Here is a 12,701-nt window from a genome sequence, read left to right as displayed (position 1 = left end):
GGTTCTTTACTCAACAAGAGAACGGCCAACTGGCCGTTCTCTTGTTGCATATCTATTTATCAATTTACTCCGCACGCAGCTCCAGCAACGCATCGCGAAGCTCGGCTGCACGCTCAAACTGCAGGTTCTTCGCGGCGTCCTTCATCTCAGCCTCAAGACGCTGAATAAGCGACTGACGCTCCTTCTTCGACATCTTCTCGGCAGCGCCAGTAAGATACTCGTTCTTGGATTCGGCAACCTTGGTTGCCTCGATCACATCGCGCACTTTTTTGCGGATCGTCTGTGGAGTAATTCCATGCTTCTCGTTATATGCTATTTGAATTTCACGACGGCGTTCAGTCTCTTTTATTGCTTTATCCATCGAATCGGTCACTTTATCACCGTACAAAATAACCTTACCGTCGCTGTTCCGTGCCGCCCGGCCGATCGTTTGGATCAGTGAACGTTCGGAACGGAGGAAACCTTCCTTATCGGCATCCAAAATGGCAACAAGCGAAACTTCCGGTAAATCGAGACCTTCTCTTAGCAGGTTGATCCCGATCAGCACATGGAATGTTCCCAGCCTCAGATCACGCAGGATCGCCATACGTTCCAATGTCTTGATCTCGGAGTGCAGATAGCGGACCTTGATACCAATTTCCTTCAGGTAATCCGTCAGGTCCTCGGACATCTTCTTCGTCAGCGTTGTAATAAGCACACGTTCGTCCTTGGCAATCCGGTCATTAATCTCGCCAATCAAGTCATCGATCTGTCCCTTCGTTGGACGAAGTTCAATGACTGGATCAAGCAGACCGGTCGGACGAATGATCTGCTGCACCATTGTATCTGTATGCTCAATCTCGTACGGTCCTGGCGTCGCAGATACATAGATGATCTGGTTCATCTTCTCTTCAAACTCTTCAAATTTCAGCGGACGGTTATCCAGTGCTGACGGCAGGCGGAATCCATGATCCACCAGAACAGTCTTCCTTGCCTGGTCACCGTTATACATGGCTCGGATCTGCGGCAGGGTCACGTGGGACTCATCGACAACGATCAGCATGTCGTCCGGGAAGTAATCCAGCAGCGTGTAAGGCGTATCACCGCGTTCACGGAATGTCAGCGGGCCTGAATAGTTCTCGATCCCCGAACAGAATCCAACTTCCTTCATCATCTCGATATCATAACGTGTACGCTGCTCCAGTCGCTGCGCCTCCAGCAATTTGCCTTGTTCGCGCAGCACTTCAAGCCGTTCTTCCAGTTCACGCTCAATGTTGACAAGTGCGACCCGCATCGTTTCTTCCTGGGTTACGAAGTGAGATGCCGGGAAGATCGCAATATGATCGCGCTCACCGATCAGTTCTCCGGTTAACACGTCAATTTCCGTAATTTTCTCAATCTCATCTCCGAAGAGCTCTACCCGAATCGCATGTTCACCCTTGGATGCCGGGAAAATCTCTACGACGTCGCCACGCACACGGAATGTTCCCCGTACGAAGTTGATGTCATTCCGTTGATATTGAATCTCGACCAATCGGGACAAGATCTGATTACGCGGCTTCTCCATCCCTACGCGCAGTGACAGCAGCATGCTGGAGTAGTCATGCGGCGATCCCAAACCGTAGATACAGGACACACTCGCTACAATAATGACATCACGGCGTTCAAACAGCGAACTGGTCGCGGCGTGACGAAGCTTGTCAATTTCCTCGTTGATGCTGGAGTCCTTCTCGATATACGTATCGGAAGACGGAATATATGCTTCTGGCTGATAGTAATCGTAGTAACTGACAAAATACTCAACCATGTTATTTGGAAAGAATTCTTTGAATTCACTCGCAAGCTGTGCTGCCAGCGTTTTATTGTGGGCAATAATCAGCGTGGGACGTTGCAGCTTGGCAATCGTCTGCGCAATTGTGAAGGTTTTACCCGTTCCCGTTGCACCCAGCAGCGTCTGATATCTTTTCCCTTCCTGAACACCCTGCACCAATTCTTCAATGGCAGCAGGCTGGTCACCTTGGGGAGAAAACTCGGACTCGATCTCGAACGTTTTGTCGCTCATTATAATATCGCTCATTGCCGTATCTCACCCTATCGTCTAAAATAATAGTCACTATATATTGTCGAAGTTCCCCGAATTTTCATATGGGAAAACTTATAGTAATAGGAATATTTGTTCCCGTATAATTATACCTCGTTCGTACATGTGATGCAAACGTGAAGTAAAGACAGGAGTGGGTTAATTTATGGATATTGCGACACTTATCGGCATTATAGCCGGGATTGCCGCAGTGATTAGCGGTTTTTTGTGGGAAGGCGGTCAATTGTCCGGCCTCGTGCAAAAAACGGCTGCTCTGATTGTATTCGGTGGAACAATTGCTGCAGTGGTTGCCAGCTTCCCGTCTCATCGGCTGCGTACCATTCCGGCAGCACTGCGCATGGCGTTTGGTCGTAATGACAATGATCCGCGCAAGTGGATGGAAGAATTGGTGGACATGTCCTCCATTGCCCGTCGTTCGGGCGTGCTTGCACTGGAACGCCAGGTGATGGATCATCCGCATCCATTTCTGAAAGACGGTATCCAGATGGTTGTCGATGGCACCGATCAGGATGTGATCCGTCAGATCATGGAGCTGGAGATCGATTCGGTAGAACAGAAGCATGAGGGCTATGCCAAAATCTTCGAGTCCGCCGGAGGATACGCTCCAACCATGGGTATTATCGGTACGGTCATGGGACTGATTCAGGTTCTAGGCAGCCTGACGGATCCTACCGGACTGGGCCCGGCCATCGCTGTTGCCTTTACGGCAACCTTATACGGGGTAGCCAGTGCCAATCTTATCTTTTTGCCCATTGCCTCCAAAATTAAGTCCAGAGGTGCTGAAGATATTCAGATGATGGAGATGCTGCTTGAAGGTGTGCTCGCCATTCAGAATGGGGAGAATCCTCATCTTGTACGGAAACGGCTTGAGTCCTTCACACTCACTCATCGTCAAATCTCACGTTCTGTAGTGAAGGAGGGATTGGATGAGTCGGCGCAGTAGAAGGCGCGGAAAACGTGAACCTGGTGACCATCGGGATCGATGGATGATTACCTATGCCGATCTCATTACGCTTCTGCTGATCTTTTTTGTCATCATGTACGCCATGAGCAATCTGGACTCCGGCAAATACGACGTGGTAACCCAATCACTGCAAAATACATTTAATCAATCCGATTCCATTCTTGACCTTGGCAATGGAGTCGATGAAACTGCAGGTCATACCATCACTGAAGTTCCTCCAACCGAGGTCCAAGGTGAAGATACAACATCTCCCGAAGAAGGTCAGCCACTGACCGAGCGGGAAGAACAGTTTCGATCCCAGGAAGAGGAGCTGCAGAATCTGTTCAATGTGATTACCCAGTATATCGAAGATAATAAACTGGAAAATCAGATTTTTGTGGCAGATAATCCGCAGGGGATCTCCATCACCCTGAGTGACCGCTTTCTGTTCGATCAGGGACAGGCTGCCCTCAAAAGTGACGCTGCACCTACACTCAGCAAGCTCGCAAGCCTGTTTCGTGACCTGAGCACTGTCGTCAGCATCGAGGGACACACCGACAACGTGCCTGTCGGCGCGAATTCCACATACAAAGACAACTGGGAACTTTCCGGTGAACGCGCACTATCTGTGCTACGGTTTTTCCTGGACAAAGAAAATCTGGACCCTGACGGGTTTCAGTACGCAGGCTATGCAGACACACGTCCCACAGGTGATAATTCCACCGCAGCCGGTAGGCAAAAGAACCGCCGGGTCGAAATCACCGTACTGCGTCAGCTGCAACCCCAAGCCTAATTTCCAATTGGACGAGGCATCCCGTCACTTCACCAAAAAAGCACGTTCCTGCTGAACCGAATTCAGTAGAACGTGCTTTTGTGTTTCTATTTTACTGTAGGGACAAATTCAAATTCCAGTCCACTTTGTTATAAATGCTGTTCGATTGCACGAACAAATTACGCACATAATTCACCTGACGCTGAACGAGCGGCTCGGCCGTTTGCTCCAACCAGTACAATCTGCCTGCCAGGAAAGCAATCGCGTACTCTTTCCACGAAGAATAAGCCGATTGCGCTTCAAGGGCCGCCTCCAAAATCAATTGTTCTGCCTCCACTTCAGTGATAAACCCGACATATGCACTCTTACGGCACAGGTTGGCGTATCTTCCCCAATCCCAAGCTGCAATGCCGGCAGGGGGCAGTTTGTACATATACGTTTTGACCACCAGGTATTCATGATATCGGCCCGTTTCCGGATTAAGGGAGTGAATGCACTTCCATTGATCGGCTTCCGATAATGCATTCATAAAAGTCCTCATTTGTTCAAACGCAACCCGATGCCCGCCTTCCCGGATCCATTCCAGACCCGACAGAAGCTCTTCCCTGTTATGAATACGCCATTCTTCTTCCAGAGAGGTACGGAATCGATCTTTTTCCTCTTCATTCTCATCATGTTCGTAATCGTTGCGTATATCCAGTCCATTCATCTCATCCATGATGGCGCTCATGCCCCGAAACCACAGCTGTTTATCCGTAACACCCTGCACAGCCTGAGCCGCTCCTCTGTCCTGTCCCATGATCCTTGTCCTCCTTCCTATGTAAAATGCAAGTCCATGACTTCATCTGGCTCCAGATGCTGAAGGGGTACAGCCGAAGGCCACAGTTCATACGCCGGCTTGGATTTGCGAAGCTTTTTCAAAAAGGAAAATCCCCGTTCTGCAGCACGAGCAGAAATAGCGTCACGACGCGTAACATAATCCGGGTGGTCTGGCTGACTGTGAATAGCCTCTTCGGCATAGGCTAGCGCCTGATCCCAATCATGTTTATCGTAATACACCATGCTCAGAACACTGCACACATCGCCCCGCAGACCTGCGCCGTAGGCTTTGCCCAGTTCAAGAATGGCTTGGTCCATATCCCCCGCATGATAGGCTGCAATCCCGGAATACAACCAGATATGAGGATCAATATCCTCCGGTTCTTCTCCGTCTATATAAGCTTCCACATATGCTCGGACACTTGCCCAGTCTTGGACATCTACCAGATATCGTGTAATGAACAGCAATCCCCACGTTTCGACGGTCTCCATGTTGGACATTATGTCCGCAAGTTTGTTCAAATGTGGGTCCTTGTCCTGCATATCAGACTCCATCACGCAAACGACTGCCATTTTAGCAAGCTCATATACGTTCGGATGCTCATTTAACCCGTTGACGTATGTATCGTGTGCCGGCATAAGCTGCCCCTGTAAACGCAGGATATCTCCTTCAATCAGAGGGCCGTCCTGGTCCCCCGGATTCTCGCTCCGGAATTGCCGGATATCGTGCAGCGCCTGTTCCATCTCCCCCAGTTTCGTTCGCGCAATGGCCAGATAATAATAAATGACCGCTTCATGCTCATGGACCAAAGAAGTTTCAAGGGATTGTACGGCCTCAGCATACTGCCCCAGTTTCAAATGTGCGAACCCTTTCCGGTACCAGGCATTTGCAAAATCATGCTCCTTAACCACAACAATCTCATAATCGGCAAGCGCTTCTTCATAACGTCCCATTCTAAAATAACAAAGCGCCCGCAGCGAATAATATTCATAGGGCTCGGGATTCAGCGCAATCGCCTGACCGGATAGTTCAATGGCAGGCTCAAGCTGATCTTCTCTCTGGTAAGCACTCGCAAGCAAATGCCTGACCTCCGCATGCGACGGATCCATCTCTGCTGCTCTACCCAAATCCTCTATGGCAGCCGTATTATTGTCCATCCGCAGGTGTAGTTGGCCCCGTTCAAGCAAAATCGGAAAGCTGCTGATTCCTTCCCTGCTCGCAGCAGCCTCAGCGTACTGCAGGGCTTCAATCCCTTCCTCGCCTTTGCCTATTCGAACAAAGCCCTGGGCCCAGAGCAGATACAAAGCTGCATCCAACTCCTCGTTTACATTAATTTCGCCCAAATACTGAACAAGCTGCTCATCGTTCCACAGTTCAGCATACCCCTCGGCAGCTTCACGCTGCAGCGTGCGACGAACGACCGCATCCGCTTGCTGCTCAGCCGCTCTGATCTTTTGCTCAACCCGTTTCTGTTTCAGTTCCAGCAGCGTAATCTGCATCTCCAGGTCGTGAGGATACTGAGTAACGATCTGCTCAACCATGTGGAGTGCTGTCTCCAATTCCCCCTGCTCCTGATAGAACAAGGCCAATCCATTCAATGCATCCAGTTGGTGAGGTTCGCGTTCCAGTACCTTGCGGTATAGCTGCTCAGCCTGCTCCCTCTGCCCGGCGGCATGCAGAAGTCTTGCGCTATGCAGCAGCCCGTCCACTGCATCTGGTTCGAGTGCAGCCAGCCTTTCAAACAATACCAATGCGGCGTTTTCCTCCTTGTTCCAGAGGTGGAATTTGGCGGCCAGCCGGACCAGGTCCGGGTCATCCGGATACAGTGCCATACCTGCATCAATGTGTGATGCGGCTTCCGCAATATCACCTCGAAGCATCAGTTGGAATGCAGTTTCACGCAAACGAATGAAGGTTTCATAGTCTACTTCTCTTCCCGGATCAAACGTGTCATAACGAAGCTCCCACGGACGCCCCAGTTCCATGCCCGGATACTCTGCGATTTCCTCCGGAAGCACCTCTTTCAGCTCTTCCCGCTGTTCCGTCCAGCTGAAGAAGTCATCCAACCGTCCCCAGATGGCTTTCGGTAAAAAAGGACGTTCATACAGCATCCGCAGCAATTCCGTTCCCGTATAAAATTTCACGTCCAGCTGCCATAGTTCCTCGCTCTGCAGCCAGTCCTCCCATACGGCGGAATTTGCCCGTTTGAATACATCCTCTACAATAAAACGTGCTCGTCCAAGCAAGTGGACCGTGTCATCCACGGAAGCGGCATCTTGAAGCGAAGTGGCTGCCGTCTCAACAGGAGCCTCCCAGTGATCCACGGTAAAGTAGACGGGACCTTCTTCAGATTCGGAAGCCGCTTCATGCATAGAGCCTTCCGCCTGAACAGAGCGGAGCTCCATATCGGACTGATTCTGTGCTTGCGGGCTGGCCTGCGCCGTAAGCTGCTCCTGATCCGGCATCGGTTCTTTCGCAGCCTTCAGGGCCTGCTCGTAAGCTGACCGCAATTCTTGGAACCCCTCCGGATCATCTTCCGGATGTGTACTTCGCAGCTGCTTCGCATACGCACGTCTAATGGCTCCCGTATCCTGCGTAGGCTCAAGACCCAATCTTGTCCAGATGTCCATTCACATATCACTCCCGCACTCTTTCAATTTGATCCAGTACTTCCTTCAACTTTTCTGCTTCTTTCCTGATTTCACGGTCGTCCTGACGTTTGAGTGTCTCTTCGAACTGCAGCATGGCCTCGGCAATAATCGTACGGTACTCGGCCAGTGATTCTTCATACATCCGTTCTCCGCGAGCCAGAAGCAATCGGTTCTCCATCCGGTCCCGCGGATGGATCTTGATCGCTTCCAGCGCTTTGAATCGCTCGGCAATTTCCTCTTTGGACAGGTCACTTTCTTTGCCCTGTATGATCGCTACCTTTTTCTCCCCTGTCTCCACCGAAGACACTTCCACTTCCAGGATGCCGTTAATATCGTACGTGAAACGGATATCTACGGCCTGTTGCCCCGCGGGTGCAGGCGGTACCGAGATCGTCAGTTCCCCCAGCTTGACATTGTTCTTCGCCAGCCGGCTCTCTCCCTGATATATATCCGCAGTAATGGATGCCTGATTGTTGTGCATTGTATAGTATCGCTCGACTTTACTAACGGGGATGACTGTATTCCGTTCAATGATCGGCGCAAACATGCCTGATTCGAAACGTCCATTGCCAAGCGACATCGACACAGAGGTTCCCAGTGTATACGGGCATACGTCTGTCAGAATCACTTCCTCCAGATCGGCATGGCGTTCCTTCATTGCGGCCTGGATTCCCACACCGAGGGCTACAGCCTCATCCGGATGCAGATGGTTCGCAGGCAATCTGCCAAACAACTTGCCTGTAAAAGAATAAATAAGCGGCATACGCGTAGCCCCGCCTACCAGGATTACGGCATCCAGCTCATTGAGTTTGACTGAAGCATCACGCAATGCGCGCTCGACCGGTTTTTGTAATCGTGCCAATAACGGTTTAGCCGCCTGATCAAATCTTGCACGGTCAACACGAAGTTCCCTTACTCCCTCTTCCAGCGTTAAGGACATCGTACCTTCTCGTCCATCAACAAGCGCACGTTTGCAAGATTCGGCCTGCTTCCAAAGGGCTGACTGTGCCTTGCCTGACAACGTATCCTGCTCAATCTGATGCTGCTCGGCAAACATGTCCGCCAATAGTCTTGTGAAATCCTCGCCCCCCAGGAAGTTATCTCCGGCAACCGACTTCACTTCCATGATCTGATCAAACAGTTCCAGGACCGATACATCAAATGTACCGCCGCCCAGATCAAATACCAGAAATTTCGTCTCTGGCTGCTGCTGATGCAGACCGTATGCTATAGCTGCGGCTGTAGGCTCACTGAGCAAGCGCTCCACCTTGAGGCCAGCCAGTTCTCCTGCTCGCTGTGTAGCCTTGCGCTGGGCATCATTGAAATACGCAGGCACGCTAATAACCGCTTCGGTCACGGACTCCCCCAGATAGGCTTCAGCATCCGCCTTCAGCGATTTCAATATAAAAGCCGATAATTCTTCCGGCAAAAAATGATATGTACCCAAATGGAACGTTCGCCCGGTCCCCATATACCTCTTGAAGACAGAAGCTGTCCGCTCGGGGTGTGTAATCAGCCGCTCTTTGGCCACTTCACCGACGAGCATCTCCCCGTTGTCGTCGACACTAACGACGGAAGGCGTCAGGCGGTTGCCGAGTGCATTTGGAATAATAACGGGTTCTCCGCCAGCCCAGCAGGATACCAGGCTGTTCGTTGTTCCCAGATCAATACCGATGATTGTCATGGAGTACTTACCCTCTTTCTGTTCAACATCTATAAAATGACAGGACAATCCCACAGGCCTTGTTATATGCTGGCATATACAAGTCCGGCATACCGGATGGACCCTGTCTAATTCATTCCTTAACGAACAATTTATCATAGATTAACAACCTGAGGACATAGGTATAACTTCACTGATTTACCCAAAAGCAGGCACCACGAATCAGACCCTTGGCACCTTCCCTACCTGATTACAGCCCAAAAACCGGATACACAAATGTGCACCCGGCCGTTCGAATTTATGGAAGTCTTTCTAGTGATTAAATGAACTAATCCTGAATGGTCGCAGTAGATTTACATTGTTATGCGTCCACACCAGGCTGATTGGGACGGAGAATAACCGATCCGACCGTCAGCAATATGGCAGCCATGCCGCACAGAATGAGCAGCGGCAGTTTGATGTCGGACAGCGTGCCGCCTGCAGAGATCGTCTCAACGGCTTGGATCGTCCATTTTTGCGGGACAAAGTTCGCCAGCTTTTGCATATAATCCGGCATAATCGACAGCGGCCAGAAGCACCCTCCGATCATGCAGGTTGGTGTGATAATAAGCGAATTCAGGACGTTTGCGTTTTTGGATTCGCGAATCAATCCGGCCACCGTACTCGCAATCCCCATGGATACCAGCATAAAAGCAGCCAGGATGAGGAAATGTACGCCAAATGGAATACCTGCGTCATAGTGCAGCACCCACCTGCTGATCCCAAGCACCAGTAAAATCTGAATCATGCCGATGGCAAAGCTGCCCAGGAAGTTGCCGAGAGCAATTTCATATGCACGAACAGGAGCGGTGTACACTCTGGCCATCGTCCGCTGCCTGCGGTCTTCCATAATGACAGCTACTGCGCTGGTCAGCAGCCCCATCATGAACATGATCGTAAATCCGGTCACATTGTTCAGTCCTGGTTTGGGATACATCTGCAGGTCAGTAGCTTCGCCGGAGATCTGATGTTCCGCCGTTTTCTGCAGCAGCTGTTCGAATGGCTCTTGAGTTGCTGTCAATTCTGCAATCTGTTCTTGACTTGAAGCTGAACTCATTGCCGCCATCACAACCTGGGCCGACTGATGAAGGCCAGCAGCCATCCCTTCTATTGCAGCCCGCAACGTGTAGGAACTCTCACTGACACGGAGTTCAACCAGCTCGATTGATACGTTCTTCCCTTGCAGCAAGTCATCCGTAAAATGAGCAGGTATGATGATTCCCGCATTCCCCTTTTGCCGGGTAATGGCTTCTCGCAGTTCTGCCTCCGTGTTCATCGGCTTGAGCAGGTATTCTTCCTTGCCCCTAAGTTCATTCACAATCCACGTACCCGCTGCCCCTTGATCCTCGTTTACATAAGGAATAACCGCCCGCGTGGCTTGCTCACTCCCAAATAACGCAACTGCTCCTGTGACAACAAGGCACGGAAGCAGCAGGAAAGCCATAAATCCCCGTTTGCGTCCTATGGTGCGTTTGATCATTAACCAGGCAATATTCAGACTATTCATAGCGGTATCCCACCTTCCCGTAGATCACAGCTGCAATGGCAAGCAAGACGGCACTCACAACACCGAGCATGAGGATATTATGCATAATCTCGCTCATCGATGCGTTCAGCATCATTCGCAGGAAACTTTGCAGAGCCCAGTGATTTACCGTAAATTCACCAATCCGCTGTACAAAATCAATAGCAATCGGCGTGAAGCCGCCGCTAATAAACGTCATGGCAATGATGATGCCCTGCATTAACGCACTTGCAGATGCCGCACTTTTGCTCACGAGTGCCACAATCACGCCAATCATCATTGAAGATATGGTAATCAGTACGCAGATCAGAACAATCAGCCAAGGGTGTGACCCCCAATTTACACCATATAGCCAATAGGTCATCAGAACAATAATCAGCGCCTGCATGAAGGCCAGGAGGCTGTTGCCTGCAATTTTCCCTGCAAAAATGACACCATTGCCTACGGGAGCAGCCTGCAGGCGGGTTAAGGTTTTCTTGTCCCGCTCACTAAAAAGGCTGCTGCTCGTTGTCATGCCTGCGTATAACATGAACATGGCCAGCATGGATGCAGCATAATATTGAGAGGCACTGTATGAGGTACCTGATGTTCCAGGGTTGCTGACGTTAACATAAGAGATATTGGCCGAACCCTCATCAATCATGGATGCCACGGCCATGCTTGCTTCCGGTCCCAACACTTCCACTGTTGCCATATGCCTGTTCAGTTCATCCGTGAAGCGGGTAAACAACGTCTCACCTACGATGTTCAGTGTGCCGTCTTTCCCCAGAATCCATTGCAGCTTGGCGTCTTCCCCATTCGCCATCCGTTCCTCCAGATCGGGCGGGATCAAGACTGCAAAATCGAGTTCACCTTGCCGGAGATCACGCTCTGCTTCCTCCTCAGTCGTAAAGTGCTGTACTTTCATCATTTCGGATACAGCCGGAGCCGCTACAAATGCGTTCAAGGCTTCTGTGACTGAACCTGAATTCGAACCTGTCTGAATCACTCCCACGCGTACCTGTCCAGGCACGTTGTCCTTCCCCGTATCCATCGTACTCGATAACGCAGCTCCCAAAATAAAGATCAGCAGCAGCGGCAGAACAAACAGGTTCAAGAGAACAGATCGGATTCTCAGAATCCTCCTTATTTCAAACATGCAAATATGCCAAATGTTCATCCATGCTACCTCCTAATCCCGCAGCGTTCGACCGGTCAGATTGAGAAACAATGTCTCCAGATCGGGCTCTTCAACCTTGAGCGACTGAATGGCAATCTCGTGTTTGCTGCAGATGAAAAGGATATCCTGCAGGTCCTGCTGTGCCGAAGGCAGCGTAATGGTCAGGGTATCTCCTGCCACTTCTACCGCACGTACACGCGGATGAAGCCTCAGTTCCTCAACGGCACCGGGTCCTATCCCCGAAGCGATTAGCACGATTTTCTCCTCGGACGCCACCCGCTCTCTCAGTTCCGCTTCGGTGCCACAGGCAATGATGTGCCCCTGATCCATGATCGCCACCCGGTTACTGATCGCCGCGACTTCCTCCATGTAATGGCTTGTATAGATAATGGTTGACCCCATCTTGTTAAGCGTGCGCACAGATTCCAAAATATGATTTCTCGACTGGGGATCAATTCCAACCGTTGGCTCATCCATAATAATCAGATCCGGACGGTGCATAATGGCACATGCGATGTTCAGCCTGCGTTTCATCCCGCCAGAGAAAGTGGATGGGGCATCCTTCGCCTTATCCTGCAGCCCGACAAATTCGAGCGATTCCTGCACCCTCTCCTTCAACAGTTTCCCGCGAAGTCCGTATAGTCTGGCAAAAAAAGTGACATTCTCCGCAGCAGTCATCGCTTCATACAGCGCCAGATCCTGCGGCACAAGTCCAATCTTGCGTTTGACTTCAAGCGGTCGCTCCTTCACTGAGATGCCATTCAGCCGGATTTCGCCCTGATCGATGCTGAGCAGACCTGCAATCATACTGATGGTAGTACTTTTGCCGGCTCCGTTCGGCCCTAAGAGTCCAAATATCTCCCCCCGCTCCACACTAAGATTCAAGTGATCCACCGAAAGTTTGCTGCCGTACCGTTTGACCACATGTTCCATTTCAAGAATAGCCATCGCTCATACACTCCTCTTCCACTCCAGCATCCCGCCGCCAGATTTCATATCTGTATTGTATCGAATCCCATGGTCCCGCGAAGGTACGAAAGGTCATAAGA

Annotated in this window: 9 protein-coding genes; 2 read left to right on the top strand and 7 right to left on the bottom strand. The window is 50.7% G+C overall.

Annotation, left to right across the window (positions count from 1 at the left end):
• Nucleotides 1-64: 64 nt before the first annotated feature.
• A complete protein-coding gene (gene uvrB, locus ABIC22_RS12660) occupies nucleotides 65-2,056 on the bottom strand; it encodes an excinuclease ABC subunit UvrB (protein ID WP_095291456.1) in 1,992 nt (663 codons plus the stop codon).
• Nucleotides 2,057-2,225: 169 nt separating this feature from the next.
• On the opposite strand from uvrB, the gene ABIC22_RS12655 reads away from it, so the two are divergent.
• Nucleotides 2,226-3,023, top strand: coding sequence for a flagellar motor protein (locus ABIC22_RS12655; protein ID WP_127540963.1), 798 nt, complete (start codon nucleotides 2,226-2,228; stop codon nucleotides 3,021-3,023).
• On the top strand, nucleotides 3,007-3,816 hold the full coding sequence (locus ABIC22_RS12650; RefSeq protein ID WP_354481209.1) for a flagellar motor protein MotB: 810 nt from the start codon (nucleotides 3,007-3,009) through the stop codon (nucleotides 3,814-3,816). Before ABIC22_RS12655 ends, ABIC22_RS12650 begins: the two co-directional genes overlap by 17 nt.
• Before the next feature lie 91 nt (nucleotides 3,817-3,907).
• Here the strand turns inward: ABIC22_RS12650 and ABIC22_RS12645 are convergent, their stop codons facing one another.
• The 6 genes from ABIC22_RS12645 to ABIC22_RS12620 all read right to left on the bottom strand — a co-directional run bounded on the left by ABIC22_RS12645 (nucleotide 3,908) and on the right by ABIC22_RS12620 (nucleotide 12,600).
• Nucleotides 3,908-4,594: a DUF1266 domain-containing protein gene (locus ABIC22_RS12645; protein WP_354481206.1), complete on the bottom strand. Its 687-nt coding sequence runs from the start codon at nucleotides 4,592-4,594 to the stop codon at nucleotides 3,908-3,910.
• 17 nt (nucleotides 4,595-4,611) lie between these two features.
• Complete coding sequence (locus ABIC22_RS12640) at nucleotides 4,612-7,245, bottom strand: tetratricopeptide repeat protein (RefSeq protein ID WP_354481203.1); 2,634 nt, start codon at nucleotides 7,243-7,245, stop codon at nucleotides 4,612-4,614.
• Between the two features lie 7 nt (nucleotides 7,246-7,252).
• Nucleotides 7,253-8,950 (bottom strand): molecular chaperone HscC, encoded by a 1,698-nt coding sequence (locus ABIC22_RS12635; protein WP_095359889.1) that lies wholly within the window; start codon nucleotides 8,948-8,950, stop codon nucleotides 7,253-7,255.
• 340 nt (nucleotides 8,951-9,290) lie between these two features.
• Nucleotides 9,291-10,475, bottom strand: a complete 1,185-nt coding sequence (locus tag ABIC22_RS12630) for an ABC transporter permease (RefSeq protein ID WP_354481200.1) — start codon at nucleotides 10,473-10,475, stop codon at nucleotides 9,291-9,293.
• Nucleotides 10,468-11,652, bottom strand: coding sequence for an ABC transporter permease (locus tag ABIC22_RS12625; protein WP_354481198.1), 1,185 nt, complete (start codon nucleotides 11,650-11,652; stop codon nucleotides 10,468-10,470). The genes ABIC22_RS12630 and ABIC22_RS12625 overlap by 8 nt, the downstream gene beginning before the upstream one ends.
• Nucleotides 11,653-11,664: 12 nt before the next feature.
• Nucleotides 11,665-12,600, bottom strand: coding sequence for an ABC transporter ATP-binding protein (locus ABIC22_RS12620; RefSeq protein ID WP_336782113.1), 936 nt, complete (start codon nucleotides 12,598-12,600; stop codon nucleotides 11,665-11,667).
• Nucleotides 12,601-12,701 lie beyond the last annotated feature (101 nt).

Origin of the sequence: Paenibacillus sp. PvP094 (assembly GCF_040546835.1) — a bacterium.
Taxonomy (GTDB): Bacteria; Bacillota; Bacilli; order Paenibacillales; family Paenibacillaceae; genus Paenibacillus; species Paenibacillus illinoisensis.
This window is presented reverse-complemented; position numbering and strand designations above follow the sequence as displayed.